40 protein-coding genes are annotated in these 23,936 nt (G+C 71.1%); 35 read left to right on the top strand and 5 right to left on the bottom strand.

Annotated elements, in window-relative coordinates:
- Positions 1 to 45: 45 nt before the first annotated feature.
- From JYK17_RS17675 to JYK17_RS17550, 27 genes are all read left to right on the top strand, one after another.
- Positions 46 to 1,179: a zinc finger domain-containing protein gene (locus JYK17_RS17675; RefSeq protein WP_222810750.1), complete on the top strand. Its 1,134-nt coding sequence runs from the start codon at positions 46 to 48 to the stop codon at positions 1,177 to 1,179.
- 18 nt (positions 1,180 to 1,197) lie between these two features.
- Positions 1,198 to 1,512, top strand: coding sequence for a zinc finger domain-containing protein (locus JYK17_RS17670; RefSeq protein ID WP_222810749.1), 315 nt, complete (start codon positions 1,198 to 1,200; stop codon positions 1,510 to 1,512).
- Complete coding sequence (locus JYK17_RS17665) at positions 1,509 to 1,862, top strand: hypothetical protein (RefSeq protein WP_222810748.1); 354 nt, start codon at positions 1,509 to 1,511, stop codon at positions 1,860 to 1,862. The genes JYK17_RS17670 and JYK17_RS17665 overlap by 4 nt, the downstream gene beginning before the upstream one ends.
- 16 nt (positions 1,863 to 1,878) lie before the next feature.
- Positions 1,879 to 2,121 (top strand): hypothetical protein, encoded by a 243-nt coding sequence (locus JYK17_RS17660; protein WP_222810747.1) that lies wholly within the window; start codon positions 1,879 to 1,881, stop codon positions 2,119 to 2,121.
- Positions 2,118 to 2,591, top strand: coding sequence for a hypothetical protein (locus JYK17_RS17655; RefSeq protein WP_222810746.1), 474 nt, complete (start codon positions 2,118 to 2,120; stop codon positions 2,589 to 2,591). Before JYK17_RS17660 ends, JYK17_RS17655 begins: the two co-directional genes overlap by 4 nt.
- A complete protein-coding gene (locus JYK17_RS17650) occupies positions 2,588 to 2,884 on the top strand; it encodes a hypothetical protein (RefSeq protein ID WP_222810745.1) in 297 nt (98 codons plus the stop codon). Before JYK17_RS17655 ends, JYK17_RS17650 begins: the two co-directional genes overlap by 4 nt.
- A gap of 19 nt (positions 2,885 to 2,903) precedes the next feature.
- Positions 2,904 to 3,185, top strand: coding sequence for a hypothetical protein (locus tag JYK17_RS17645; RefSeq protein WP_222810744.1), 282 nt, complete (start codon positions 2,904 to 2,906; stop codon positions 3,183 to 3,185).
- 197 nt (positions 3,186 to 3,382) lie between these two features.
- Complete coding sequence (locus JYK17_RS17640) at positions 3,383 to 3,610, top strand: hypothetical protein (RefSeq protein ID WP_222810743.1); 228 nt, start codon at positions 3,383 to 3,385, stop codon at positions 3,608 to 3,610.
- A gap of 22 nt (positions 3,611 to 3,632) precedes the next feature.
- Positions 3,633 to 4,202: a hypothetical protein gene (locus JYK17_RS17635; protein ID WP_261995845.1), complete on the top strand. Its 570-nt coding sequence runs from the start codon at positions 3,633 to 3,635 to the stop codon at positions 4,200 to 4,202.
- A gap of 35 nt (positions 4,203 to 4,237) precedes the next feature.
- Positions 4,238 to 4,756 carry an ASCH domain-containing protein gene (locus JYK17_RS17630; protein WP_222810742.1) on the top strand — a complete coding sequence of 173 codons (519 nt, stop codon included), beginning with the start codon at positions 4,238 to 4,240 and terminating at the stop codon, positions 4,754 to 4,756.
- A 55-nt stretch (positions 4,757 to 4,811) separates the two neighbouring features.
- Positions 4,812 to 5,270, top strand: coding sequence for a hypothetical protein (locus tag JYK17_RS17625; protein WP_222810741.1), 459 nt, complete (start codon positions 4,812 to 4,814; stop codon positions 5,268 to 5,270).
- A 5-nt stretch (positions 5,271 to 5,275) separates the two neighbouring features.
- On the top strand, positions 5,276 to 6,256 hold the full coding sequence (locus tag JYK17_RS17620; protein ID WP_222810740.1) for a DNA-methyltransferase: 981 nt from the start codon (positions 5,276 to 5,278) through the stop codon (positions 6,254 to 6,256).
- Between the two features lie 69 nt (positions 6,257 to 6,325).
- Positions 6,326 to 7,621, top strand: coding sequence for a hypothetical protein (locus JYK17_RS17615; protein ID WP_222810739.1), 1,296 nt, complete (start codon positions 6,326 to 6,328; stop codon positions 7,619 to 7,621).
- Positions 7,618 to 7,797 carry a hypothetical protein gene (locus JYK17_RS17610; RefSeq protein ID WP_222810738.1) on the top strand — a complete coding sequence of 60 codons (180 nt, stop codon included), beginning with the start codon at positions 7,618 to 7,620 and terminating at the stop codon, positions 7,795 to 7,797. Before JYK17_RS17615 ends, JYK17_RS17610 begins: the two co-directional genes overlap by 4 nt.
- Before the next feature lie 70 nt (positions 7,798 to 7,867).
- Positions 7,868 to 8,275 carry a hypothetical protein gene (locus JYK17_RS17605; RefSeq protein WP_222810737.1) on the top strand — a complete coding sequence of 136 codons (408 nt, stop codon included), beginning with the start codon at positions 7,868 to 7,870 and terminating at the stop codon, positions 8,273 to 8,275.
- Between the two features lie 175 nt (positions 8,276 to 8,450).
- Positions 8,451 to 9,002, top strand: coding sequence for a hypothetical protein (locus JYK17_RS17600; RefSeq protein ID WP_222810736.1), 552 nt, complete (start codon positions 8,451 to 8,453; stop codon positions 9,000 to 9,002).
- Positions 8,999 to 9,772 carry a hypothetical protein gene (locus tag JYK17_RS17595; protein ID WP_222810735.1) on the top strand — a complete coding sequence of 258 codons (774 nt, stop codon included), beginning with the start codon at positions 8,999 to 9,001 and terminating at the stop codon, positions 9,770 to 9,772. The genes JYK17_RS17600 and JYK17_RS17595 overlap by 4 nt, the downstream gene beginning before the upstream one ends.
- A complete protein-coding gene (locus JYK17_RS17590) occupies positions 9,769 to 10,050 on the top strand; it encodes a hypothetical protein (protein ID WP_222810734.1) in 282 nt (93 codons plus the stop codon). Before JYK17_RS17595 ends, JYK17_RS17590 begins: the two co-directional genes overlap by 4 nt.
- Positions 10,047 to 10,640, top strand: a complete 594-nt coding sequence (locus JYK17_RS17585; protein ID WP_222810733.1) for a hypothetical protein — start codon at positions 10,047 to 10,049, stop codon at positions 10,638 to 10,640. The genes JYK17_RS17590 and JYK17_RS17585 overlap by 4 nt, the downstream gene beginning before the upstream one ends.
- Position 10,641: 1 nt before the next feature.
- Positions 10,642 to 11,676: a WDGH domain-containing protein gene (locus JYK17_RS17580; RefSeq protein ID WP_222810732.1), complete on the top strand. Its 1,035-nt coding sequence runs from the start codon at positions 10,642 to 10,644 to the stop codon at positions 11,674 to 11,676.
- Positions 11,673 to 11,996: a hypothetical protein gene (locus tag JYK17_RS17575; RefSeq protein ID WP_222810731.1), complete on the top strand. Its 324-nt coding sequence runs from the start codon at positions 11,673 to 11,675 to the stop codon at positions 11,994 to 11,996. Before JYK17_RS17580 ends, JYK17_RS17575 begins: the two co-directional genes overlap by 4 nt.
- A gap of 372 nt (positions 11,997 to 12,368) precedes the next feature.
- The gene (locus JYK17_RS17570) at positions 12,369 to 12,728 is read left to right on the top strand and encodes a hypothetical protein (protein WP_222810730.1); all 360 of its coding nucleotides are present in this window, start codon (positions 12,369 to 12,371) and stop codon (positions 12,726 to 12,728) included.
- Positions 12,725 to 13,633, top strand: coding sequence for a hypothetical protein (locus tag JYK17_RS17565; protein WP_222810729.1), 909 nt, complete (start codon positions 12,725 to 12,727; stop codon positions 13,631 to 13,633). The genes JYK17_RS17570 and JYK17_RS17565 overlap by 4 nt, the downstream gene beginning before the upstream one ends.
- On the top strand, positions 13,630 to 13,848 hold the full coding sequence (locus JYK17_RS17560) for a hypothetical protein (RefSeq protein ID WP_222810728.1): 219 nt from the start codon (positions 13,630 to 13,632) through the stop codon (positions 13,846 to 13,848). Before JYK17_RS17565 ends, JYK17_RS17560 begins: the two co-directional genes overlap by 4 nt.
- A gap of 3 nt (positions 13,849 to 13,851) precedes the next feature.
- Positions 13,852 to 14,286 carry an HAD family hydrolase gene (locus tag JYK17_RS17555; protein WP_222810727.1) on the top strand — a complete coding sequence of 145 codons (435 nt, stop codon included), beginning with the start codon at positions 13,852 to 13,854 and terminating at the stop codon, positions 14,284 to 14,286.
- A complete protein-coding gene (locus tag JYK17_RS40565) occupies positions 14,283 to 14,405 on the top strand; it encodes a hypothetical protein (protein ID WP_261995844.1) in 123 nt (40 codons plus the stop codon). Before JYK17_RS17555 ends, JYK17_RS40565 begins: the two co-directional genes overlap by 4 nt.
- Before the next feature lie 299 nt (positions 14,406 to 14,704).
- Entirely contained in the window at positions 14,705 to 15,121 is a 417-nt protein-coding gene (locus JYK17_RS17550) for a hypothetical protein (protein WP_222810726.1), read from the top strand.
- A 50-nt stretch (positions 15,122 to 15,171) separates the two neighbouring features.
- Here the strand turns inward: JYK17_RS17550 and JYK17_RS17545 are convergent, their stop codons facing one another.
- From JYK17_RS17545 to JYK17_RS40560, 3 genes are read right to left on the bottom strand one after another with little or no spacing between them, the layout of a single operon-like run.
- Positions 15,172 to 15,414, bottom strand: coding sequence for a DUF8847 domain-containing protein (locus JYK17_RS17545; RefSeq protein WP_222810725.1), 243 nt, complete (start codon positions 15,412 to 15,414; stop codon positions 15,172 to 15,174).
- Positions 15,411 to 15,557, bottom strand: coding sequence for a hypothetical protein (locus JYK17_RS17540; RefSeq protein ID WP_222810724.1), 147 nt, complete (start codon positions 15,555 to 15,557; stop codon positions 15,411 to 15,413). Before JYK17_RS17540 ends, JYK17_RS17545 begins: the two co-directional genes overlap by 4 nt.
- Positions 15,554 to 15,913 carry a hypothetical protein gene (locus tag JYK17_RS40560; protein WP_261995843.1) on the bottom strand — a complete coding sequence of 120 codons (360 nt, stop codon included), beginning with the start codon at positions 15,911 to 15,913 and terminating at the stop codon, positions 15,554 to 15,556. Before JYK17_RS40560 ends, JYK17_RS17540 begins: the two co-directional genes overlap by 4 nt.
- A gap of 156 nt (positions 15,914 to 16,069) precedes the next feature.
- Between JYK17_RS40560 and JYK17_RS17530 the strand changes: the two genes are divergently transcribed.
- Genes JYK17_RS17530 through JYK17_RS17520 form a run of 3 tightly spaced genes read left to right on the top strand, consistent with a single transcriptional unit; the run spans position 16,070 to position 16,945 of the window.
- Complete coding sequence (locus tag JYK17_RS17530; RefSeq protein WP_222810723.1) at positions 16,070 to 16,456, top strand: hypothetical protein; 387 nt, start codon at positions 16,070 to 16,072, stop codon at positions 16,454 to 16,456.
- Positions 16,457 to 16,466: 10 nt separating this feature from the next.
- On the top strand, positions 16,467 to 16,703 hold the full coding sequence (locus tag JYK17_RS17525; RefSeq protein ID WP_222810722.1) for a hypothetical protein: 237 nt from the start codon (positions 16,467 to 16,469) through the stop codon (positions 16,701 to 16,703).
- Positions 16,685 to 16,945, top strand: coding sequence for a hypothetical protein (locus JYK17_RS17520; protein WP_222810721.1), 261 nt, complete (start codon positions 16,685 to 16,687; stop codon positions 16,943 to 16,945). Before JYK17_RS17525 ends, JYK17_RS17520 begins: the two co-directional genes overlap by 19 nt.
- Positions 16,946 to 17,096: 151 nt before the next feature.
- On the opposite strand, the gene JYK17_RS17515 is transcribed toward JYK17_RS17520, so the two are convergent.
- Together JYK17_RS17515 and JYK17_RS17510 are read right to left on the bottom strand one after the other, a co-directional pair.
- Positions 17,097 to 17,774, bottom strand: a complete 678-nt coding sequence (locus JYK17_RS17515) for a hypothetical protein (protein ID WP_222810720.1) — start codon at positions 17,772 to 17,774, stop codon at positions 17,097 to 17,099.
- Positions 17,775 to 17,937: 163 nt separating this feature from the next.
- A complete protein-coding gene (locus JYK17_RS17510) occupies positions 17,938 to 18,261 on the bottom strand; it encodes a hypothetical protein (protein ID WP_222810719.1) in 324 nt (107 codons plus the stop codon).
- Between the two features lie 166 nt (positions 18,262 to 18,427).
- Between JYK17_RS17510 and JYK17_RS17505 the strand changes: the two genes are divergently transcribed.
- The 5 genes from JYK17_RS17505 to JYK17_RS17485 all read left to right on the top strand — a co-directional run bounded on the left by JYK17_RS17505 (position 18,428) and on the right by JYK17_RS17485 (position 23,922).
- Entirely contained in the window at positions 18,428 to 19,087 is a 660-nt protein-coding gene (locus JYK17_RS17505; RefSeq protein ID WP_222810718.1) for a hypothetical protein, read from the top strand.
- The gene (locus tag JYK17_RS17500) at positions 19,084 to 19,308 is read left to right on the top strand and encodes a hypothetical protein (protein WP_222810717.1); all 225 of its coding nucleotides are present in this window, start codon (positions 19,084 to 19,086) and stop codon (positions 19,306 to 19,308) included. Before JYK17_RS17505 ends, JYK17_RS17500 begins: the two co-directional genes overlap by 4 nt.
- A 103-nt stretch (positions 19,309 to 19,411) precedes the next feature.
- Positions 19,412 to 20,317 carry a glycosyltransferase family 2 protein gene (locus JYK17_RS17495; RefSeq protein WP_261995842.1) on the top strand — a complete coding sequence of 302 codons (906 nt, stop codon included), beginning with the start codon at positions 19,412 to 19,414 and terminating at the stop codon, positions 20,315 to 20,317.
- Between the two features lie 112 nt (positions 20,318 to 20,429).
- Positions 20,430 to 23,585 (top strand): hypothetical protein, encoded by a 3,156-nt coding sequence (locus JYK17_RS17490; RefSeq protein WP_222810716.1) that lies wholly within the window; start codon positions 20,430 to 20,432, stop codon positions 23,583 to 23,585.
- A 16-nt stretch (positions 23,586 to 23,601) separates the two neighbouring features.
- Positions 23,602 to 23,922, top strand: a complete 321-nt coding sequence (locus tag JYK17_RS17485; protein WP_222810715.1) for a hypothetical protein — start codon at positions 23,602 to 23,604, stop codon at positions 23,920 to 23,922.
- Positions 23,923 to 23,936: the final 14 nt, after the last annotated feature.

Below are 23,936 nucleotides of genomic sequence, written 5' to 3'. Positions count from 1 at the left end.
GATCGGAGCCACCGTGCCCCACGCAGCCACCAGGAGCGCACTCTCGTGAACGCCAGCGAGCCGGTGCAGGCCCCCCGGACGGCGTGGATCAACGCGATGCGAGATGAAGCGCTGCGGATGAACCGCCCAGAGATCGCCAAGATCGTGCACATCGGCTGGGTCATCGCCTCCTACGCCAACTCCGATGGCATCAACGCCTCCCCGGGGACCGACACCATCGCCGCCATCGTCGGCAGCAGCGAGGAGACGGTGTCCCGGGCCAAGAAGGTCCTCAAGGCGCTGCAGGTCCTCGTCGAGCAGCGGCGCCCCAACGCCAGCTCTACATACCGGCTGCAGATGCCGCTCGGCAGCAGCCGGCTGGACTGGGACGCCCACATGCACCTCTACACCGACACGCCCCAGGCGCGGCGTAAGCGGCGCATCAAGGAGAAGGAGCTCGCCGACCAGCTGGCCCAGCGTGAAGCCGAGGTGACCGGGGAGCGGCCCCCGCTGCGCCACGGGGCCCGAAGGGGGGCGGAACCCGTTCCGCAACGGGTTCCGGAACCCGTCCCCGCCGGGGGAAATCAAAGAGAAATCGACAAAGGACCCGACAAAGACGCGGCCGGCCCCGGCCCTCGTCCACCGGTCCCCCCTGCCCGCGGCCTGGAAAGACACGGCAGCGAGCACGACAAGACGCAGCCCGCGCTCGCGCCCGTACCCACACCGAACGGCCGCACACGACGGACGACAGCAGCCGCCACCCAGCCACCGCTCCTCATGGCCATCCAGGGCAGTGCCACCGCCGACCCGGACACCATCCGCACCCACCTCGCCGACCACGGCGTATCCGCGGCCATGCGCACCTACGGCCGGGACCCGGTGCTGCAGGTGATCGCAGCCGACAACCCCGCCAGCGCCGCCGCCCAGTACATGCCGGTCGAGCTCAAAGTGCCCTGCAGCTACTGCGAGGCCCCGGCCGCCACCCCGTGCCGCAACAGCGTGGGACTGCGCGGCATCGCCCACAAGGCGCGCCTGGACACCTGGGACGTCGCCTACGCCCCCTGCCGCCACTGCAAGGTGCCCGCCGGCCAGCTCTGCACGGAGCCGGACGGCACGCCACGGCACAGCGTTCACCCGCACCGTGCCGAGCTCGGCTCCCAGATGCGCGCGGTCGACGACCAGCAACACACCGGAACCTGAAACCCGGGGGAAACGACGATGACTTCACGTGCCGAGCGACGGCACCCCGAACTCGAACAGCGCTGCGCCTGGTGCCACGCCATACCAGGACTCCCGTGCACCAACGGCCACGGTGACCGGCGGGAGAAACCGCACCCCGGCCGCAAAGACGCGTGGATCCGCGCGCACTTCTGCTGCCCGGACTGCGGCGCCCCGGCCGAGGGCGGTCTGTGCATGACCGGCCCGCAACCGATGACCGAGGGCGTCCACCGGGCCCGCGCCCAGGCCGCAGAGGCCGCCTACGAGGCAGCCGTCGAGGCGGCCTCCAGCGACGTCGACGGGCGGCCGCGGTGAACGGGCCCGGGCGCTGCCCCGACTGCCGCAAGCCCGTGCTGTGGACGCGGACCCTCCCGGGGGCGACGACCGCCGGCGGCAAGCGCCTGGCCGTCGATCCCGTACCGGACGCGGCCGGGAACACCGCAGTGCGCCGCGACGGCACCACTGCCTGGGTCTCGCGCCGTGTCACCGAACAGCAGCCCCTCATGGGCTACGAGCGCCTCCACAAACCGCACGTGGCCACCTGCCCCGCCCAGCAGCCCCAGCTGCCCCTCCAAGCCACTGACACCCCCGGCAGGCCCCGCCAGGGCGCCTTGCCGGAAGGCGTCATCCGCCTCGACGACCGCCGCCGTCGCAGGCGGCCCTGACCGAAGGAGAACCGCGATGCTCGGACTCACCACCACCAGACGCCTGCGCGCCGCCGAAGCCCGCCTGAACCGCCTCTGCCTCTCCGCGGAACTCGAACGCCGGCGTCTCGAGCGTGCCGGTGACCGGGAACGGCAGAACCTGCGCCGCCGGCTTGACCGCGCCGTACGCGTACTCGCCGAGACCCGCGCGGACCTGGCCACGACCGCCGGTGCGCTGCACCACGTCAGCCGCGCACTCATCGCCCGGGACTCAGCATGAGCGACCCCCACGCCCGGACCCGCATGACGGTCCTCATCCGTGCGGACATCGCCGCCCACGTCCGCGTCGGCCGTATGGACCGGGACATCGTCCGGCTCCTCGGCGTCGCACCGGCAGCAGTCACCGCCGTCCGCCGCCAGCTGCACATCCCGTGCCGATCCGTACGGGGCTTCAGGCCCCGGTGCCTCGAGGACGCCTTCTGGGGACAGACCCGCCACCGCCCCGACGGCCACCTGCAGTGGCTCGGCACCGTCGACGACCAGGGCAATCCCGTGCTCTGGCACAGCTCGTACGTGTACTCGGCCCGCCGTATCGCCTACCGCTTCGGCCACGGCACCGAGCCCTCCGGGCCCGTGACCGTCGACTGCGACCAGAGCTGGTGCGTCGAACCGACCCACCTCATCGATGAGCCCACCCGCACCTACCTGACCGGTGTGCTGACCGCCCTGTTCGGAGGACCCACCCCGTGACCCCCACCGCCACCTGCCCCATTCCGCCCCGCCCGGCCCCGGCCGGCGAGCAGCTGCAGATCTCACCCGACGACGCGCGCCTGGTCCTGCAGCACTTCGGCCACCAGACCCCGGGCGCGCCCTGCAGGACGGGCACGTTCCGCGGCCGCCTCGTGGCCCTCATCGCCGAAGCCGACCGCGCGAACCGCGCCGTCCTGGCCGGCGCCTACCCGACCCTCGTCGGCGCCGTGCAACTCGCCCGGTCCAGCCCGACCGGCATCGACACCCTCCTCACCATCGCCAACGCCCACTGACCCCGACCGGAGACCTTGCATGTACCCGGACTACGACACCCCCCGACTCACCGGCCCCTACCTCGAGATCAGCAGCGCACGCGAGCAGCAGCGCACCCGCCTCGGAACCGAGCAGCACTCGCTGCAGGAATGGGTCCTCGCGCTCGTCGAAGGCGTCGGTGAGATCGCCCAGGCCGTCCTCGACGCCACCCGTGATGAAGACGGCCAGCTCGGCACGGTCCGTGAGGAGACCGTACGGACAGGCGCCGGCATCGTCGCGCTCCTGGAGTACATCGACGGCCTCGAAGCCGCGGCTACGTGAGCGAGGCCATCCGGTGCGCCGAGTGCAGGCACCGCATGGCCCGGCCGAGCCGCGACGGCCTGGGCCCCCGCTGCCGGCGGAAACGACGCGACCGATGGCTCCGGACACCCGGTGGCCGCGCCGCCGCTGCCGCCCGCAGCCGACTCGGCGCCCCCGCGCGCCCGTCCCCTGGCCAACTCGCCATCACGGAAGAGCACATGAGCGTGCCCACCCTGCGACTCACCTGCCTCGACGCGCAGCACGCCGCCGCCGTCATCGCCGAGGCCGCCAGGCCCGGCGACCAGGTCCACACGGTCCGGCAAGACGGACCGGTCGTCGTCATCAGCTACTTCGACAAGCGCTACCCGCTCGACATCGCGGACTGGGCCGGCGAACACGGCCACGCCTCGGACACTGCGGCTGCGGCCGTCATCGCCCGCCTGTGACCAGCTCACCGGAGAACCAGCCATGCCCGAACCCCACGCCCTCGGCCATCCGACCCGCGCGAACCTGGCCGCCGTACCCCGCCGCCACCTCTACAACCCCGCCGACCTCGACGCGTGCCCGTGTCCTGCGGACACTGTGCCGCTCGTTCCGACGAACGACCGGGCGCCGGTCGAGCACGCCGTCGTCGACGACATCGCCAGCACCGCCGAACCGGAGACGTTCCTCTGGATCACCTTCCACCGGCCCGATGGCGGAGCCACCATCCGCTACGCCTGGACCGCCGGCGGCGAAACCCTCGGCAACCACATCGACCAACTCGCCCTTGCCGCAGGCCTCGACGGCGCCGACTGGCTCCACATCACCGACCGCAACTGCCAGCACAGCACCCGCGGCCGCATCACCATCGACGCCTACCTCCTGCGCCCGGTCCTCGCCGACGTCCAGAACCGAGTCCGCTGCCCCGAACCCCGCCGCGACGGCATCCGCCGCGTCATCGCCAGCGCCATCGACGCCACCGGCTCCCCAGCCCAGCCGGTCATCCCGCGCTGGCCAGGCGTCGGCCCCTCACTCCTCGCACGACCGACACCGTGACCGCCCCCGACCCTCCACCAGGCACGAAGGACACCATGACCACCACCGTCGAACAACGCACCCTCACCCAGGCCGAGCTGGCCGCGGCCCGAGGACTGTCCATCAAGCAGCCATACGCCTTCAGCATCGCCGAAGGCTTCAAAACGATCGAAAACCGCACACGCAGCACCCGATACCGCGGCCCGCTGTTCATCCACGCCAGCCAGCCGCTCCTGCGAACCCTGCCGATCGCCCGCTACAGCCGCGCGGCCGCCCTCCGACTCGACGAACTCGGCGGCAGCACCAACTTCTGGGACGCCCGAAAACACATCCCCAGCAAGGAAGTTGCCACCCCGCACCCGACCCTGGCCCGCTCCGCCGTCATCGCCACCGCCCGCCTGACCGGATGCCACCGCGCCAGCAACGGCTGCTGCGCACCGTGGGGCTTCCCGGAGATGTGGCACTGGGAACTCGCCGACGTACAGCCACTGCGCCAGGCCGTACCACGCGCCGGCGCCCTCGGCCTCTGGAAAACCGACGCCGCCCTCTCCGCCGCGGTAGCCGAAGCCACCTGAGCGGCTGCCCATGTGCGATCCGATCTCAACATGCCGCAACAAGGACAGAGTTGCCATGAGCCACCACACCACGCCCACCGAACAGCAGCCTCGCACCCATACCCCAGACCGGATCAACCCCGACGGCAGCACGACGATCAAGATGAAGCGGGCCTGCAACGGCTGCGGCCAGCACCTCGGCGACGTCACCGAGCAGGAGATGGCCTGCGGAATCAACGGGCTTCCGCTGCCCGACGTCCGCAAGGAATGCCCCACCTGCGCACCGACTGCACCTGAACCCAAGTGCGTGCCCACGCATGTCCTCAGCGGCGACACGGCCTGCTTGGAGTTCGACTGCGGCCACGACCGCGAGGACGGCGCCGACTACTGCGACCAGGTCGACGAGCACCACATCTGCGTCACCCACTCCGTGATCGGCAAGGACGGCACGATCACCCGGTCAGCGCCGTGGCCGTGCGAGCACGGTCCCGCCCGCCTTGCCGCGGTCCCGGCTGCTGTCGAGACGGACGCGTGACCGCCATGACCGACACCACGCCGCCGTACTACCAGGACGAGCAGGTGACCCTGCTCCTCGGCGACGCGCTCGAGCAGCTGCGCACCCTGCCCGACGGTGCGGTCGACTGCATCGTCACCAGCCCGCCGTACTACGGGCTCCGCGATTACGGCACGCCAGGGCAGTACGGCCTCGAGGCCACCCCAGCCGAGTACGTCGAGACCATGCGTGCCCTGTTCGGCGAGGCCAGCCGTGTCCTCGCCGACGACGGCACGCTGTGGCTGAACCTCGGCGACAGCTACGCCGCCGCCGGCGGGCACACCGACCCGGGCAGAACCAGCGCGCTGCAAGGCCGACGCGTACAGCTCATGCAGAACATGCCTTCGAAGCCGACCGACCGCCCGAGGAAGAACCTGCTCGGCATCCCGTGGCGCACCGCGTTCGCGCTGCAGGATGACGGCTGGATCCTCCGCAACGAGATCATCTGGCACAAGACCAACGCCATGCCGGAGAGCATCAAGGACCGGCTGTCGACCAGGCATGAGCACCTGTTCCTGTTCGCCAAGCAGCAGCGGTACTGGTACGACCTCGACTCGATCCGCGAGCCGCACACCATGCGCCCGCAGCGCAGGCCGCGAGGTCACAAGGAACGCCAGCGCCTCGGCGTCCTGCCCGCGCAGACGTATTCCACTTCGCAGCGTGACGAGCCCGGAGTCGACGGCCACTCCCTCGGCCGCAACCCCGGCGACGTGTGGTCCATCCCGACGAGACCCTACCCGGGCGCGCACTTTGCAGTGTTCCCGATCGACTTGCCGCTCCGCTGCATCAAGGCTGGCTGCCGCCGAGGTGGGACGGTCCTCGACCCGTTTTCCGGGTCCGGCACCACCGGCGCCGCGGCGCGCCAGCTCGGCAGGCAGTACGTCGGCATCGACCTGAACCCGGCGTATCACGACCTCGCCCGCGAGCGGTTCGCGCAGGGCGTCCTCGACCTTGACCTGCCCGCATGACCACGAGCACGGGCGTCGCAGCTCGAACCTGCGGCGGCCGGCTCGACCCTACGACCAGGAGCCACCACCGTGAACGACCAGACCGAGACCGCCGACCGTCTCGCCGCCCGCTTCGAGACCATCCGCCGCACCATGGCCGTCGTGGCAGCGGACCGACCAACACCCGAGCAGATCGCTGGGTGGAATGCGGCCGACAGGGAGATGGCCGAGCGCATCCGGGTTGCTCTGCCGGGTGTGCCGCTGCATCACGTCTACGCGGTGCTTCGGGCTCTGCGCGCCAGGCAGAGCGTGGACGCCGCTGGTGTGGCGCCCGCCGCCGACCAGACCGACCTCGGCACCGAGTTCGCCCGCCAGGCCGACCAGCCGGACGAGGCAGCAATCGCCGCTTTTGAGGCCACCCTGCCGGAGCACACCGAGCCCAAAGCCGACTCAAAGACCGCCCGCCGCGACCGATACGCGGAGGTGATGGCCCGCGCCGACGGATGGGCGTGGGCCGCCGGCATCTTCCCCAGGCTGTCCACACCCACGGCTGACCGGTACCGGCGGTGCGCCGACGCGGTGATGGCTGTCGCGGACGCCGAACAAGCCGAACTGCGGGCCCGCATCGCGACGCTGGAGCACGTCGCCGCCGGGAACAAGCGGCACGTCCAGTTGATCGTGCCCGACTTGGAGAAGGCGCAGGCCGTCATCGAGCGGGTGCGTGGCCTTGCCGTCCAGGCTCGCGACCACACAGCGGCCGGGCTTGACGACTACCAGATCGGCCGCCGCGACCTCGCCGTGGACATCCTCGCCGCCCTCGACGGCATCGAGCCTGCTGCCGCGCCTGCCGTCGACCGGGCCGGGCTCCTCCAGGAGGCCATCGACGGTCTCACCTCGGCCATCCGCGACTGCCCCGCCAGCAGCGGTCAGTGCCTGTCATGCGAGGCGAAAGCAGCAGCGATCCGCGTGCTGCGCCGCCTGGCCGACGAGACACAGCAGCCTGCGGCGGTCGTCACCGTGCACGCCGCGCCCGACCTCAGCCCGGCCGCCCAGGAAGCACTCGGCGCCTTGGTGGACGTCGCCAAGCAGCAGGCCGCCTGCGACTTCCCGCACCCGCACCCCGAGCACCCATGCGGCAGGCGCGACGCGGCCGAGGTGGCGCGTGCAGCGCAACACCAGGCCGAGCAGCACGAGCACCCGGAGCAGCGGACCAAGGTCGAATATCGGGCCGACTGCGCCGATTGCCGAAGCAAGTTGTGGACGTACCAGGCGCAGCAGCCGGATACCGGCGACAACCACTCCTGCGCCGAGTCGGGCTGCACCGGCGAGCCCGGCCCCGAGCAGCGGCCCGCGGCGGCCGGCACCGATCAGGAGCCGGCCGGGTGAACAATCCCATTCACGACGTCTTCATCGTCATCGCGGCTGCAACAGCATGGGTGGTCGGCGCGGGCATGCTCGGCGCCGGCCTGATAGCGATCCCCGCTCTCCTCCTGGCCCGTGCCGCACTCAAACGGCGGCGAGCACGCCGTACCCCCAACCCCGAGTCCTCCACGGACCGCTGACCCCCGACCACACCCCCCCGTACCTCGGCCCGCCGGGGCTGAATCACCCACCCTCACCTTGGAGTTCTCCATGGCATATGCAGAGCGTTCATCGATCATCACGCGCCGTGAGTTCGTCGTGCCCGTCGATCCGTCGCATGGCGCCGCCCACTCGGCAGTGAACGACGCCTGGCGCAAAGCCGACCGCTCGTACCGCGAGGCCCAGCAACTCGCTGCGAACGAGCCGCTGCCGGACAACGCGATCGCGTTCTGGCCGGGCGCCGACGAGATCGTCATCAGCTACGAGACCGAGGCCGCGCCGGTCATGCAGGTCGACGACGTCGCCCGCCTGCTCGGCGCGTACGAACACGTCACCGGCAGGACGTCGATGCCATTCGATCACTTGCCCCCGGCGCAGAAGCAGGAGCTCCACGCAACTGCCCGCGCTGTCCTCGACTTCCTCCGCCCCCTGACTCCGGCGCAGCCGGCTCGCACCTGACCTAGTGCCAGCGGGGCCCGGCCGCCACACCCGGCGGCCGGGCCCCGCCAGGCCGCCCACCGCCTCGAGGAGCCTTTTTGGACACCCAGACCACGCCCCGCACCAGATTCACTCCGGCTATCGACAACGCCCGCACAACCCTCAACGCGATCCTCGGCAGCGCAGGGGAGCCAACGTGAGCACGAGCGTCACCCTGCACTGCAACCGGCAATGGGCCGAAGGAGTCTGCGCGGCCCAGCTGATCACCGACGCACGCAGCCTGGACGAGGCCCGAGGCGTCGGCCGCTGGCTCGGCTGGCGCACCCACCCAGGCGACCAGGACTACTGCCCCGAGCACTCCGGCAGCCCCGCCCCCACACCACGCGCCGACGTCGTCCAGCTCCACACCCTCAGCCAGCCCGGCAGCGACAGCCCTGCAGCCGGTCTGCTGCCGGGCGACGTCGTCGCTGCCGCGGCCCGGCACCTGCGCACCCTTGCCGAGGCCGCCGGCCACGACCTCACCGAAAACGCCTACTGGCATTCGGAGTTCGCGACACGGGAGCACTGGTTCGCGAACGGCGTCGAGAACGCCCTCGGCGGCCCTGCAGGAAAGCTCGCCGGTCTCCTCAGCCCCGCCAACGGTCTCCTCCTCGCCCAGACCCTCGAACGCCACACCCGCGCCCGGGCCCCCATCCCCGCCGAGACGTTCCTCCTCGCCCGCAACATCCACCGGAGCAGCCAGCGATGACCAGCCACCGACACCCCAGACCAAAGACGGACGCCCACATGGACGCCGAGCCCGGCACCCGGCCCGCCGGTCCCGCCGAGGCCAGCACCGCCCCCCTCTACCGGGAGACCGGAGCCATCAGCGTCGGCATGCCAGCCGTCCTGCACCTCGACGCCTGGGCCCGCGAGATCGAAGCGGCCTTCGGCCACCTGCCCTACCTCGTCGGTAGCGCAGGCCGAGGAAAGTCGTGGCGCGACGTCGACGTCAGACTCATGCTTCCCGACGACGAGTTCGACTTGCTCTTCCCCGAACACCCGCAGCCGCACCGCTGCGACGGGAAGTGGGCACTGCTGTGCGCGGCGATCAGCGAGCACGGGAAGCTCCGGACCGGGTTGCCGATCGACTTCCAGATCCAGCGAGCCACTGACGCCAACCGCCTGTACCCGGGCATCCGCCACGCCCTCGGTATCGCCGTCCACCCCCGCGGCTACGACACCGCCCCGCCCGCAGAACCCACCCCACCACCCGCACACGACGCCCACCCCTACACCGTGGCCCGCTTCGTCGACGACATGAAAGCCCTCGCCTCCGCCGGCACCCCTTCCGCCGCCTTCGCCTGGACGCCCGCAGGCAGCACCGCCACGACCCGCGAGCAGGCGGCCGCCGGCGACGCTGTGGAGGCCGCCACCCGGACCCAGGACGGCCGCTGGCTCACCCACGGCACCCGTGACCTCTCCATCCCAGACCACCACATCCACGAGGAGTCCGTGTCGGAAGGGGGCCGCTCGTGACCCGCTGCTCTCGCATCCTCGTCCTGCTCTACGCCCTCCACTCCGTGTGGTCCGCGTGGTGCGCGGTGCAGCAGTACCTGTTCGGGAACTTCCCCGTCGCCGGCATCTTCGTGCTGTTCACCCTCGTTCCGGCTGCCGCGGTCATCGAGCAGAACAAGCTCACCCAACTCCGTGACACCGTCCGGCGCTACGAAGCACGCGAAGCCATGCGACGCGGCAGCGCCGCGCACGAGGCGCAGCTCAAGGCCGCCGGCCTGGAGCGGGTGGACGTTCTGTGAGCGGCCTGTTCATCGCTCCCTGGAAGTGCCCGTTCTGCGTCGGCGGGATCGAGCCCGGCCCGGACGGCGAAGCCCGCGAGCGCTGCCTGCACTGCTCCGGCAGCGGCCTCACCGACGACCCCTGCGGCGAAGCAGAGCGAGCGCCCCGCCCGCCCGGCGTGATGCGCGCACCCTGCGCCGACTGCGCCTTCCGCCGAGGCTCGCCCGAGCTGGAGAACCAGGGCGTTCAACTCCCCGACGACGAGCCGTTCTTCTGCCACCAGGGCCTGCCCGTCAACGCTTTCGGCGCCTACGTGCCGGTCGCCACGTTCCGGGGCCTGCCCCTGGGCGCGATGGTGTGCGCCGGCTGGTGGGCGCTGAAGACCGGTGAGCCCCTCCCCGCGAAGCCCTACCGCGAGATCCCCGTCACCGAGGCACAGGTCGAAACCGCATGGGGCCACACCCCGAGCGCCTACGCCAAAGCCCTCGAGTACGCCAAGACGATCGCGGGCAAAACCGCCGGCCCCAGCCCTGACCCAGTCCACCCCTCTGCATCAGACCAGGCCACAACCGCACCCGGCCTGGATGACACCCGACGGAAAGAAGACTGACGTGACGCCACCACGCCCCACGCAGTGGAACGGCGAGCCCTGCACCGCACGCCAGATCACCGCCATCGTCACCGACGCGCCTTTCCCCCAGTACTGGGCACGCCACCTCGTCGGCACCCGCCGCAACATCGTCGAAGTCGACTACGGCGACCAGACGTTCTACATCGACGACGAGGCCGGCGAAGGCTGGCACAAAGTCACGAACGGCGGCTCACCACGCTTCGCCCACAGCAACATCACCATCGACCCCGGCAGCATCCTGCCGCGCGAACCGGGAACCGGCCCCCGCCAGAGCACCGACACCATCACCGATGACCAGCTCACCGCCCTGTACGACGAGCGGGACCACCTCAAGGCCTGGTTGCAGCGCGGCGTCGACCAGCACATGGCCTTCGGCCTGCTCCGGCCCGACGGCACGGACGAGCAGCTGCCGTGCGCGGACTGGTGCTACGCCTGCCGCATCGACCGCACCGAAGCCGAACGCGACGACGCAGCAGCCCAGCTCGACAACACCTACCGCGAACGCGCCCGCCTCCTGGCGCTCCTCGCCGCCCTGCTCCCCGGATCAGTCACCGCTCCGGCCGAGGACCTGGACGAACCCGGCTGGCAGATCCTCTACCTGTACATCGGCGGCCACCAGGCCAGCTGGCACATCCACCCCCGCGACACAGACCTCTTCGAGCACGTCGAGCACGTCAACCCGGGCCACCCGCGTGCGGCCTGGGACGGCCACAGCACCGAGGAGAAGTACGAGCGGATCCGCCACCACACCGCAGCGCTCAGCCGCAACACGATCGAAACCGGCGCCGAAACCGTCCAGTTCGCACGGCGCTTCGTCCTCACACACCCCGACCGCCCGGACATCGCCGGCGTCGAGTTCCCCACCGGACTCGTGATCGTCGCCGACCCCGAACTCGGACTCCTCGCCGCCACCTCGATCAGCGAAGCCATCAGCGAAGACCCCGACCGGCTCACCGTGCGCTGGGCCCCAGAGCCCGATACCGCCCCCGCAACAACCCAGGGCGCCACACCGTGACCGACACCCGCACAGCCGCCGTGGACGCCCTCCTCGACGCCTACACCGCCCAACGCCGCGCACTGCACCGCGTCCTGCGCCTGGTGGCCAGCCACCCCGACCACCTCGCCGACGAGCCCGCCTTCGTTCTCCTCGCCCTGGACGCCGACCCAGACGCCACCGCCTTGTGCCCGCCGACCTGCACCGGCGACTGCACACCCGACCCGGTCATCACCGCCCGGCTCGAAGCCGGCCTCCCCACCCTCACCAACGCGAAAGACCAAACCCAGAGACCAACGAGCCCACCCGCCACCCCGAGTACACCACCACCGAAGCGATGACCCGCTGCGAGTTCACCGACCTCGAGGCGAGCATGTGCGCGCACTGCCGCCCCGCACCACAGCCCCCGGCCGGCGGACACACCTCGCCGGCCGAGCCGGGCACCCTCCCACCCCAGCAACGCCCCTGGTTCACCGCCCTGTACAGCGGGCGCTGCGCCGCCTGCGGCACCCCCTACACCCCAGATCCGCCTCGAAGTACCCCACGGCTGGCGCGCCCAGTGCTGCCGCAACACCTGACCGATCGCGCAGGAGCACCCACGTGACACAACTGCTCCCCACCTGGCTCCGCCCCTGGCGCTGCCGATGCTGCGGCGCCCGCCAAGACGCCCTCTGGTCCCTCTGCCAGTACACCAACCAGCCCCGGGAGCTGAGATGAACGCACGCCGCATACCGCAGGCCCTGTACGTGGCGCACGGCGCGCACTTCTGCTGGCTCGCCGTCTGCGCCGTCTACGCCGCCCACAAACACGCGCTGCCAGCGTGCGGCGCGTTCGTCCTCGGCTCCGCCATGGCAGTCGTCGCGTTCATGCGCGAAGGCTCCCTCGAGGACGCCCTGAGACGCGAGGCCAGACGGGCCGAAGAAGCGGCCCGACCCGCTCCGGCTGCCGACGACGTCACCGCCGACGTCGTCGCCATCGCCCTCGCGGCCGCGTGCTGCGAGCGCTGGTGGACATCCGCCGGCGCCGAACACGACCCGACCTGCCCCAACCACCAGCACCGGAGCAACGCATGACCGACCGTCTGACCGTCGACACGATCACCAGCGACCAACTCGACGCCCTGTACGCCGAACGCGACGCGATCCTCGCCGAGCTGGGAGGCCGGGACGAGGAAGCCCGCGAACGCTGGATTCAGAAGCAACTGGACGAGACCGGGCTGAGGTCGATGGACTTCCGTAACGGAGCGACCATGGAGCTGGAGCCCGCCCGCGAGCTGGTCGCCTACTGGGTCGGGGCCGCCCGCGCCATGCTCGGGGACGCGGAGAACTACAGCGAGACGCCCGTCTCGATGGAGGTCAAGGTCGCGGAGGACCCCGAGCGCTTCGCTTTCACCTTGCAGCGCGTCGGCAAGATCACCCCGCACGAGGCCCGCCAGCAAGCAGAGCAGCGCGCCGAGCAGGCCGAGGCCGCCATCGAGAGCGTACGCGGCCTCGCGACCCGGCTCGAAGAATTCGCCGAGAACGCCCTCAAGACCGACGACCGGCAGCTATACGCAGCCATCGCCCGCGACCTCCGCACCCAACTCGAAGGTCTTGCGACCGAGCCCCGCCTCCTCGGCTGCGGCCTCTGCTACGAGGAGAACGGCGAGGAGGTTCACCCGCACCCCGAGTGCCCGATCGGGTCGATCACATCCCCGCTGCGCAAGCAGCTGGCCGACGCTCTGGCGCGCTTCGGCGACGTCGACCAGTACGCCATGGCCGACGCGGTCCTGGCCGTGATCCTGCCCACCACCAAGCTCCTCGGCGCGCTCCACCAGTCCGCCGAGCAGGACGTCACCCGCGTTATCGACCTCTACGAGCGCTGGGTGAAGGCCGGCCCGCCGCCCCTCGGCGCGTCCATGGCCCGCTGGTGGGACAAGCGGCTTGCCGAGCTGCACGCCGCGATCGACCTGCCCGAGCAGGCCGAGGACCCGACGTGATCGCCCGCCTGGTCGGCTGGGCCGCCGTCGCCCTCACCCGCCTCGCCCACCGACTCGGCACGCACGTCTACCTGTCCACCGGCTGCCTCCACGGCCAGCACGGCTACTGCCAGGGCAAGACCGGGCTCGCCGGAGCGAAGACGCCGGCGCGCTGCAAGTTCTGCAAGGCGCCGTGCACCTGCCGCTGCCACACCCACCACTCCAAGGAGCAGTAACCCGTGACGATCGCAGTGGACTTTGACGGCGTGATCCACGCCTACAGCCGCGGCTGGCAGGACGGCACGATCTACGACCCGCCCATGCCCGGCGCCCTCGAAGGCCTCCGCGCCCTCATGGCACGCGACGCCGTCTTCGTGTTCACCAGCCGCAGCCCCGAGCAGGTCGCCGACTGGCTGTTCGAGCACGGCGAGTTCAACATCACGTGGGAGCCGCCCGGCGACGCAATCTGCGAGTTCTGGAACGACCGGGACCGCATCCTCGTCACGAACCGGAAGCTGCCCGCGACCGCCTACCTCGACGATCGCGCCGTGCGCTTCGTCGACTGGGACCAGGCGCTCGCCGACCTCCTGCCCAAGAAGGCGCAGTGCGACTGTCCGTCCACTCAGGCCGGCCTCGACCTCTGCTCCGCCTGCCCCGGGCGGCAGCAACCGTGAGACGTCTGCGCATCTACGCCCAGCACTGGATCGCTCGCCCCTTCTACCGGTTCCTCGGCATCCGTCGCCCGGGCGACGGCGTGAGGGCGATGCGGTACCGCGACCTGCGCCGCCGCTGAACATGCGGAAGGGGCGCGCTCCCTCGTCTCGCCAGACAGAGCACGCCCCCAACACCTCCCACCGTACCGTCGCCACCCCCCGAGTCACGCACGGCCGCGCCCCTTCCACCACCGGATCATCCGGCCCAGCCCCGACACCCGCCCCCCGCTCCTGCCGCACCGCCAAGCCGAAATACTCCCGGTGCTGACCACCTGCCGCCCATGAGTCCCCCCACCCCAGCAATGCCACTGCATTCCGGCCCGCACTCACCCCGCCGGCAGCTACGATCCGCCCACCATTCACGCACTGGGGGGAAACCATGCGCCGCACCACCATCACCCTGCTCGCCGCCTGCCTGCTCACCTTCGGGGCGGTCGGCTGCTCGAAGTCCAGCGACGACAAAGCCAAGGACTGCTCCGCCGCGCTCACGGACCGGACCGGCGCAGACTCCGCCGACAAGCCGACCGTCAGCGAAGCCAAGAAGCGCGTCGACGCGCTCGACAAGACACTCGCGGCCATGGTCCGGTCCAACTACGAGAGCGTCGCCAACAACGCATTCGACAGACTGGACAAGAAGACCAGGGCAGGCGGGAAGGACCGGCCGGTAGCGTGCAAGTCGCTGTCGGAGGACGACTACACCGCACTGCTCGCGGCGAAGGCGATCAATGGCCTGGGGTGGACGGACAAGGACGGCCAGTTCGACAAACTGAAGATGGTGGACAGCCTGGGCGGCTGAGTGTCGCAGCTGCCATAGTGAGGCCCCGCCCGGGTGCCCGGGCGGGGCCGTCATGCGGTGGGCTCGGCGTAGCGGTACAGCCAGAGCGGGCCGTCGTCGCTGCGGTTCACTTCGCGACGGTAGATCAGCTCGCGCACCCCCGCACTAGGAGGTTGTCCCTGGCCGGCAGTGGCCCAGATGTTCCCTGAAGCCGCGAACACCTCCCAACAGGCGGGCGGGTCCATGGGATCGCCGGGGATGACGACTTCGTACCCGTCGGCCGGGCCGCCGACGAGTTGGATCCCAACGCTCACGCGGTGGACTCCCCGCCCGGGCACACCAGGTCCGTTCCCTCGTCGTCATCAGATGGCTGTGGCAGTTCGACGGCGACCCGGTCCAAGGCGCGTGTCACGCTGCTCGCGTCGACCGTGATCCGGACCTTTGAGCGCTCGCTCATGCAGTGGTCTCCTCGCTGCCCGCCGGGCTGACCGAGCGCTCCACGCCCTCCGGCCAGGTCATGATGCCGTCCCGGTGGCGCCCTTTGTGGCCTGCCGTCAGCTCGCAGCGGTCGGAGTAGTTGGGGGCACCGCACGCAAGGCTGCTCCGCGACCACGGCCCGGCCGGTGGCCGCTCGGGGAGCTTGGCTCCAGGGCGGCGCATGTACCAGCGCATGAACTCGCGCAGCACCTTGGCGCGAGGGCTACGTCCCTCGGGGTGGACGGCGCGGGTGGCTGCCTCGAAGGGCTCCCATTCGTCGTCGGGTGCGCGGAACTTGCGGGGAGTGTCGTACTCGGCTCCGGTGTCGGGTGTCATGAGGTCAGATTACCCGAGATTGTGGCCACAAACGAGCGACCATAGCCCCTTGTCTTGTGGCTACAATCGCCGTAGTTTTGTGGCTACAAACAAACGATGGGAAGGCAGCAACGCCTGACCCATCGCCCCCACCCCGTCAGCCCGAACGGACCCACCGTGAACACAATCGAACTCGCCGCCGCCAGCCTCATCGGCACGGCCCTCGTCCTCGCCCCCATCGACCCCCAGCCCATCCGCACCCTCAACACCCCCCTCCCCGAACCCGCCCCACAACCCGTCGACGAACCCGCCATCGTCGCCAACTACGACCACCACGGCACCCTGTGGGGCCACGACACCATCACCAAGACCCAAGCCGACATCACCCACGCCCACGCCCACGGCTCCACGATCCACGAGTGGCACGTCACCGACCCCGACGGCCAACCCCTGCGCATCGTCCGCACCATCGACCCCACCACCCCACTCCTCGGCACCGACATCTCCGTCATCCCCATGCCACCCCTACCCCCAAAGACCCTGCAGACCGCCCCCGCCGCCTGAGAGAACAGCCATGGAGCACTTCACCGCCACCGGCTCGCCCATGAACAACGCGGCCGAGGTCACGAAGCTGGCCCGCTGTAACCGGTGCGGCGACGACAAACTCGCCTGGAAGAAGTCGACCCGCACCGGCCGCTGGTACCTGTGCGACGTCCAGGCCTGCGGGCGCTACGCCACCCGCGAGAACCCGCGGCTGATCCGCTACTTCGCCCTCGCACGACTGCCCCACAAGTGCCAACCCACCGACTGACCATCCGCCGCCCCGCCACCGCCCGCGTCCACACCCTCACCGCCCGGAAGGACCCCACCATGTACTCGATCACCGTCTACCAGATGGACGAGCAGGACGGCCGCCGCCGCCGGACGGACCTCGCGCACTACACCACCGCCCCGACCGCCCCGGAGATGGAAGACACCGTCACCCAACTCCACAAGGAGTTCCCCGAGCCGGAGTTCCTCGTCGTCGTAGCGCCCACGGCACGCCCCGCCTGACGCGACGGGATCCGTTCCGACCTGCACGGCTGCCCCCCGGGTTGCGGGCGGGCAGCCGTCCGCGTCCGCTCCTGCCGACCTCACGGTCCGCCCGGCCGGGAGGCGGACCCATCATCCGTACGGGCAGCCGGATCGTCTCCGGCCGCCACTGCTATGCGCCGTGGTGCTGTGTCAGGCAGGCGAAGAACAAGCTGTCGCCCCAGCTCGAAGAAGGATCGAAAACGAGCATCGCCGCACGGGACGGGGGCTCGCACACTGGCACCGTGTCGTGCAGCGAGCCGTGCACGGGGTCGTACGACAGCAAGTCGCCGCACTGGTAGGCCGGCGCATCCGCGAGGAGGACGGCCTCCTTCTGTCCGTCGTCTTCCGAGCCCGTGTAGACCAGGCAGTACGTCGTGGCGACGTCTCCGCCCGTGGCCGGCGCCTGGATAACGCGTACCTGCTCAACGCCGCTTGCCGACGTGATGGCAGGCGAGTCGTTGCCGGACGGAGCGGACGCTGTGGGTGTCGGCGATGGCGTGGCGGTTGACGCGTCCTGCTCGGCCGCCGCGGCGTCCGGTGCGTCGGGCGTACGGGCGGCGGCCGGTGGACCGGATCGGCCGTCGCCGGCGGCCAGCTGCAGGGCGCCGACCGTTGCGAGCGCCCCGAGCGCGGCAACCCCCAGGCCCAGGGCGCCGACCTTCCACCAGCTCAGCCCCGCGGGCTGGGGCGGGGCAGCGGTGTGCTCGGGCAGCCGTACAACGGGGATGTTGTCGAGGGTGTCGCCGTTGTGGAAGCGCAGGAGGTCTTCCTCGTCCGGCCGCGGTGGTCGTGCTGGTGTTTCGCCCATGGTCCCCCCAGTGACGCGTGTGTTGGGGCAGTGTTACGCGTCGTCGAGGGCGGCGGCCGTCTTTTGAAGATCTCGCAGCATTCAGCTGCAGCTGGCGTCGCCTCACGAGCGTCGGTGACCGGCTGGGGTGGCACGGACCCGTCGCCGGTGCACCGCGGCTCGTCTAGCTGTTGTCGGCGCCTGAGTTGCCCTCGTCCTTCTTCTTTTTCGCTCTCGGCCGGTTGTTCCAGGGGCCGGAGTGGCCGCGCAGGATGTCTTGCGCCGTGCCGAGCGATACGCCGAGGCGCCGGGCGATTTCGCGGAACGAGACCGGCGGTTCCTCGGCGCGCCAGCTGAGGGCGATCTGGCGGCGCTCGTCGCGTAGGTCTGGGTCGGCTTCGGTCTGGGCCCTCAGGAGCTCAGTGATTGCCCGTGCTCGGCGCTCGGGCTCCTCGATGGCCCTCACTGCGTTTACCGCTTCGACCACTCGCTGAACCTCCTCGATCACACCTGGCCCCATCTCCATTTGGGCGGGCCGCTTCCGAATAGCGTATGGCATGCCATACACTCGCCGGAAGCGGCACCGCGCTGCTGATGCACAAAGCCCTCGCCCCGGCGCTGGAACGCCATTTGGGGCGAGGGCGCCCACCCTGACAGCGACGAAAGGGCAGGCAATGCCCGACACTACCCACCCGGAACGGGACGAGCCGCCGCCGCCTCCGTTCTACTTCCTCGACGTCGTTCAACCGCTCGCGGTCAGCGAGGCCGCGGCCCGCCAGGCCCTGGTACGGCACGGTGGCGTTCGCGGTGGCGACAGGTCCACGGTCGTGGCCGAAGCCGTCGCCGCCATGAAGGCCGGCGTCGCGCAGCTTTGTGACTCCCGCCGTGCCGTCCAGCTCCCGATCACGCCCGAAGAGAGCGTGGCCCGGGCGCTGCTGCGTCGGTACGCAGACGTCCAAGACGACCGCTCGGACACGGGGCTCATGGCGGAGGCACTCGGTGCGCTGAACACCGCGCTGCGTGCGCTGCTCACCCCTACCGGCCGTGCTCCCGCGCCCAGCGTGCTGCGTGACGAGCCGTGGCCGGACGGCGTCATCGCCCGCTACATCACGGTCGCGGGCGCACCCCTCGACATCCGCTTCCGCCACGGTGCGCTGTTCGCGTCGTGTGGTGGGGAGCGGTGCCAGTGGACGGCCGGGCAGCCGATCGATCTGGAGCCGGGCGACGACGCCTGTGACGAGAAGATCGACATCACGCTGCCCGAGATCCAGGCGGTGGCGCAGGCGCACGCGGAGAAGTGCCGGCTCCTGCGCCGTCCGGTGGCGAGCGCATGAGCAGCCGGTACAAGCCGAACCCGATCGTGTCGGCGCCTGCGACGCCTGAGGCATGTGCTGGCGACCTGCGCGCCACGCGGCTCGACCGTGACGAGGCCGCGGGCCGTGCCCGTGACCAGTTCGCGTTCGCCGGCATGGCAGCCCGCGGAGCCGACCCCCGCGCAGCTGTCGACGAGGCCGAGACGGCCACCGACGGCAGCAGCCGAACGGCCGACGCCTGATGCCCGAGTGCCCCTACCCGCAGGCGTGGACCGGCGAGGGCGGCACGAAGAGGCCCGGCTTTCAGCCAAGTCCCTGACCCACCACCCGTTTTGGACCAGCCACATGACGACCTACACGACGGCCTCCCTGCTGGCGGCCACACACGACTATCAGCAGCCACGGGTCATCGCACTGATCCCGGCGCGCAACGAAGCGGACCGGATTGCCGCCGCCATCCGCGGGCTTCAGGTCCAGACGCGTGTGCCCGACGAGATCATCACCGTCACCAACAACTGCACCGACAACATGGCCACCGCGATTGCGGCCCGTGACGCCGGCGCGGCGGTCCTCGACCTGCGCAACGTCAAGGGCAAGAAGGCCGGCGCCCTCAACATCGGCCTGGACGAAGTCCTGCCCGACCTCGACGACCAGGACCTCATCCTCGTCCAGGACGCCGACACCGTCCTCAACCCCAGCTTTGTGGAACATGCAGCGGCCGCGATGCGCCGGAAAGTCGGAGCGGTCGGCGGCGTCTTCTACGGCGAGGACGGCGGGGGCCTCCTCGGCCAGCTGCAGCGCATGGAGTACCAGCGCTACGCCTGGGAGATCGAACGCAATGGTGAGCGCGCCGTCGTCCTCACCGGCACCGCCACCCTGTTCCGGGTCCGCGTGCTCCGGGAGATCAAGGCCGCACGCCTCGCGGGCGACCTCCCCGGCGGCGCCTCGTACTACACGATCGACTCCCTCACCGAGGACGACGAGATCACCAAAGCGGTGAAGACGCTCGGCTACCGCACCGAGGTCATGAAGATCACGGGCATCAGCACGAACACGCTGACCGTGACCCGTGCCCAGAACGGCTCCACCGCGATCTCCACGATCGCCGCGAACGACGTCGTCACCGGCGGGAACATCCCCGGCGTCAGCAACGTCACCAACGGATCCTTGTTCTTCAAGGCCGACCACGGCGCGCAGAGCCTCTCCTCTGGCGACCAAGTGGCGTACACCCTCACCTGCAAGTTCTCCTGACCCACCTGCAGATCGGGGGCCGAACTTCCGCCGCGAGGGGGCCGCTTGCGGTGAGCGGGATGCGCCGGCCCGTGCCCCAGCCGCTTCGTGACCGGTAAGGGGGCACACGCTCGTGGCGCGGATGTGGACCTGCGGGTTCGAGCTGCAGTCTCTGACCGCGAACGTCGAGTTCACCTCGTCGACCGGTACCTGCACGATCGACACCACCACGCACCGCGCCGGAGCAGCATCGCTTCGCTCGCACCCGGCAGCCGCAACCGGGTACATCGAGCACCAGGTCGACACCGCCGACGCCAACAAGCGGACGTATCACCGGTTCTACCTGCGGGTGAACACGGTGCCGTCCGCCACGAGCATCGTCTACAGCGTCGGCCAGTCCGGGAACTTCCCGCACTGCATCGCCCTCAACGCTGACGGCACCCTGCAGCTGTACGACGCAGACCTGGGCAGCGTCGTCAGCACGCCCTCAGCCGCCCTCACCACCGGGACCTGGTACCGGGTCGAGCTGGACGACGACGACGGCGCTTCGACCGCGGCCGTCGTCGGCTACCTGGACGGCACAGCGTTCGGGTCGGCCACCATGACCACGATCGATTCCGGGTCCGGGTTCTCCCGCGTCCGCGCGGGATTCCAGACGGCGTCCACGACCGGCGACATCAACATCGACGACATCGCCGTCAACGACACCACCGGCAGCGCGCAGACCTCGCTGCCGGGCGAGGGCAGCGTCGTGCACCTGGTCCCGGCAGCCGCCGGCGACAGCAACCTGTGGGCCACCGCGGTCGGCGGCACCGCCGGCAGCGCGAACAACTACACCCGCGTCAACGAGACCACCCCGAACGACGCCACCAGCTACAACCAGACCACGGCGACCGGCACCACCACGATCGACGACTTCGCCGTCTCGTCCCCGACGTCGGCGGGGATCGGAGCCTCGGACACCATCACCCTCGTGGCCATCGGCGGGCGCATCGGCTCGTCGGCGACCACTGCGGCCAGCATCGTCTACCGCCTGAAGTCCCAGGCGTCGGGAACCGTCACCGAGTCCGCCTCAGTCTCTGTCGCTCTCAACGGCTGGGCCACCCACCGGTCCGCCGCACCCTTCATCCACCAGCTCACCTCGTACACCGACCCGCAGAGCGGCGGCGCGTGGACCCGGGCGAAACTCGCGACCGCGCAGATCGGCTACCGGGGGAACGTCTCCCAGTCCAGCACGCGCCGTGTCTCCACCCTCTGGGCCCTGGTGGAGTTCACCTCCTCCTCGCAGCTGGTGCCGATCTCCGCGGGCGCGACCGTGACCATGGCCGGTATCGCCGGCCGCGCGGGCCTGCTCGCCAGGGCTGTCACCGCCACCACCGCGCTGACGCTCACCCGGCGGGCCGTGCTGACGCGCACCGCCAACGGCCAGACCACGCCCGCGACTTCGCGGCAGGCGCTCCTTGCCCGCGCCGGGGCCGCAGCCTTGACGGGCGGGGCAGCCCGCGCGGCTGTGCTGCCCCGGACCGCGACTGCGGCCGTCACCGCGGCGACCGGACGGCAGGGAGTGCTGGCCCGTAGCGCGACGTCGGCGCCGACGGCTTCCGCGCGCCGCGCAGGCGTCCTGTCCCGCGCGTCCGGCGTATCCGTCACCGCGGCGGCCGTGCGAGGCCTGCGCACCGTTCTCACCGCAACGTCATCCGCTGGCGGGGCGGTTGGACGGTTGGGGAGCCTCGCCCGGGCCGTCACCGTTTCCGGGGTCACGGGTACCGGCCGCAGCAGCGTTCTCGGGGCGCTGGGCGCCGACGTCCCCGTCACCGCCGCGACGGGCCGCCAAGGCGTGCTCGGCGCGCGGGCGGCCACCGTGACCACCACCGCGGCGGCGGCCCTTGGCCGCACCGTGACGGTCCTGGCCTCCGCCATCGCCGCCACCACCGCCTCGGCCGTCCGCCGGGCCGGACTGCTCCGGACCAGCACGCTCACCGGGACGGCGGCCAGCGGGCGCGGGCTCCTTCTGGCCCGTCACGCCTCCGCAACCGGCACACCGCTGACCGCACGGTCGACCGGTCTGGGCTTCGACGCCACCGTCACCGGCACGAGCACGCTCCGACGCACCACCAGCCTGGCCCGCGCGGCCGCGCAGATCCTGGGCGCCGGAGTCCGCCGCACCGTTCTCATGGCCCGCGACGGCGGCGTCACGGCGTCGGCCACTGCGGTGCGCGGCCTGTCCACGACGCTCACGGCCGCCGTGACCGGCAGCCCGGCCGCCGCCCGCACGACGGTCCTGGCCCGCCAGGCCGTCGCAGTCGCCTCGGCCGCCGCCGGCCGCGTCACCGCGCTGGCACTGACCGGCACCAGCACCGCCAGCGCCCTCATGACCAAGGGCGCCGCATACACGCGGTCCCTCGCCGCCACGATCACGGCGACCGGGGCCGGCGGCATCACGCAAACGGCACGCGGCATCCTCCTCGGCGCGGCCGTCACCCTCACGTCCGGCGTGGCCCGGGCCGCCCAGCTCCGCGCCGCGGCCGCCGTAACCCTCCAGGATGCTGTCCGCCGAGCAACCTTTGTGCGCATTGCAGGGGCGGTCCCCACCAGCCCGGCAACCCAGCGGGCTGCTGCCCTGTCCTCGCAGACCACCGCCGCGACCAGCCCGGCCGTGTCCCGCACTGGTCAACTGGCACGTGCTGTGACGGCAGCCACCGCACCAGGCGTCACACGCGCGGCCGCTGTCACACGCGCTGCCGTCAGCGTCACCCACGCCACCCTCGGCCGGCTCGGCAACCTGGCCCTGTCCGCAGCCACGACCACCACCACGACCACCGCCCGGGCCGCAGCCCTCGCACTCAACGCCGGCCAGACCGCTGCGGCGGCCGCCGGGCGCCGCATCGGCCAACTGCTGTCCGCCGCCGCCACGGCCACCGGCGGCGCAGGGATCCGCGGAGCCACGCAAGTCCTCCTGCAGGCCGCCGTCACCGCCGCCGCAGACACAGTCCGCCGGACCGGCCTGTACCGGGCCGCCGCCCTCGCCACCGACGCCGTACAGCGCCGCCGGACCGCACTGCACCCCTCCGCCACGGTCACGACGGACGCCGTGGCCCAGCATGGCCGCCACTACGAGATCCCGCTGCAAGCCCTCGCGGCCCTCACTGCGGCCGTGACCGCAGTCCGCGGCAACCTCCGCCACATGATCATCAAGGCTCGCGGCCCCTTCAGCCGCTGGCAGACCGGCCAGAGCATCAGACGCTGGCAGACCTGGCTGACCGGCTCCCGCTGGGACATCGACGAATAACAGGAGGGGGCGCCTGGTGCAGAGCATCGACCGCGACAGCCGCGAATACGTAGGCGCCGAAGTCGCTGTCACCGTGCAAGGCCGTCCGTACGACCCGACCGGCGACCCCGTCCAGTTCGCCTTCACAGCGATCGGCGGCCGGCCGGTCACCTGGTACGACGGCGGCTGGGACGGCAACGACCCCATCCCCGGCACCACCGCCTACCGCGCCCAGGTCCTCGTCGGCCCGGGCAGCGACGGCCCCACCCTCACGAAAGGCAAATACGCGCTCTACATCCGCATCACCGACAGCCCCGAGCAGCCCGTCATCCCCGTCGGGCAGCTCACCGTCACCTGACAGAACGGAGGACC

This window comes from Streptomyces plumbidurans, from assembly GCF_019857225.1.
Classification (GTDB): domain Bacteria; phylum Actinomycetota; class Actinomycetes; order Streptomycetales; family Streptomycetaceae; genus Streptomyces; species Streptomyces plumbidurans.
This window is presented reverse-complemented; position numbering and strand designations above follow the sequence as displayed.

Excerpts from the sequence above, each read along its gene's own strand:
- JYK17_RS17670 (WP_222810749.1), top strand. The coding sequence starts at position 1,198 with ATGACTTCACGTGCCGAGCGACGGCACCCCGAACTCGAACAGCGCTGC.
- JYK17_RS17660 (WP_222810747.1), top strand. The coding sequence starts at position 1,879 with ATGCTCGGACTCACCACCACCAGACGCCTGCGCGCCGCCGAAGCCCGC.
- JYK17_RS17655 (WP_222810746.1), top strand. The coding sequence starts at position 2,118 with ATGAGCGACCCCCACGCCCGGACCCGCATGACGGTCCTCATCCGTGCG.
- JYK17_RS17645 (WP_222810744.1), top strand. The coding sequence starts at position 2,904 with ATGTACCCGGACTACGACACCCCCCGACTCACCGGCCCCTACCTCGAG.
- JYK17_RS17640 (WP_222810743.1), top strand. The coding sequence starts at position 3,383 with ATGAGCGTGCCCACCCTGCGACTCACCTGCCTCGACGCGCAGCACGCC.
- JYK17_RS17635 (WP_261995845.1), top strand. The coding sequence starts at position 3,633 with ATGCCCGAACCCCACGCCCTCGGCCATCCGACCCGCGCGAACCTGGCC.
- JYK17_RS17630 (WP_222810742.1), top strand. The coding sequence starts at position 4,238 with ATGACCACCACCGTCGAACAACGCACCCTCACCCAGGCCGAGCTGGCC.
- JYK17_RS17625 (WP_222810741.1), top strand. The coding sequence starts at position 4,812 with ATGAGCCACCACACCACGCCCACCGAACAGCAGCCTCGCACCCATACC.
- JYK17_RS17620 (WP_222810740.1), top strand. The coding sequence starts at position 5,276 with ATGACCGACACCACGCCGCCGTACTACCAGGACGAGCAGGTGACCCTG.
- JYK17_RS17605 (WP_222810737.1), top strand. The coding sequence starts at position 7,868 with ATGGCATATGCAGAGCGTTCATCGATCATCACGCGCCGTGAGTTCGTC.
- JYK17_RS17595 (WP_222810735.1), top strand. The coding sequence starts at position 8,999 with ATGACCAGCCACCGACACCCCAGACCAAAGACGGACGCCCACATGGAC.
- JYK17_RS17570 (WP_222810730.1), top strand. The coding sequence starts at position 12,369 with ATGAACGCACGCCGCATACCGCAGGCCCTGTACGTGGCGCACGGCGCG.
- JYK17_RS17565 (WP_222810729.1), top strand. The coding sequence starts at position 12,725 with ATGACCGACCGTCTGACCGTCGACACGATCACCAGCGACCAACTCGAC.
- JYK17_RS17550 (WP_222810726.1), top strand. The coding sequence starts at position 14,705 with ATGCGCCGCACCACCATCACCCTGCTCGCCGCCTGCCTGCTCACCTTC.
- JYK17_RS17540 (WP_222810724.1), bottom strand. The coding sequence starts at position 15,557 with ATGAGCGAGCGCTCAAAGGTCCGGATCACGGTCGACGCGAGCAGCGTG.
- JYK17_RS40560 (WP_261995843.1), bottom strand. The coding sequence starts at position 15,913 with ATGACACCCGACACCGGAGCCGAGTACGACACTCCCCGCAAGTTCCGC.
- JYK17_RS17525 (WP_222810722.1), top strand. The coding sequence starts at position 16,467 with ATGGAGCACTTCACCGCCACCGGCTCGCCCATGAACAACGCGGCCGAG.
- JYK17_RS17515 (WP_222810720.1), bottom strand. The coding sequence starts at position 17,774 with ATGGGCGAAACACCAGCACGACCACCGCGGCCGGACGAGGAAGACCTC.
- JYK17_RS17505 (WP_222810718.1), top strand. The coding sequence starts at position 18,428 with ATGCCCGACACTACCCACCCGGAACGGGACGAGCCGCCGCCGCCTCCG.
- JYK17_RS17500 (WP_222810717.1), top strand. The coding sequence starts at position 19,084 with ATGAGCAGCCGGTACAAGCCGAACCCGATCGTGTCGGCGCCTGCGACG.
- JYK17_RS17495 (WP_261995842.1), top strand. The coding sequence starts at position 19,412 with ATGACGACCTACACGACGGCCTCCCTGCTGGCGGCCACACACGACTAT.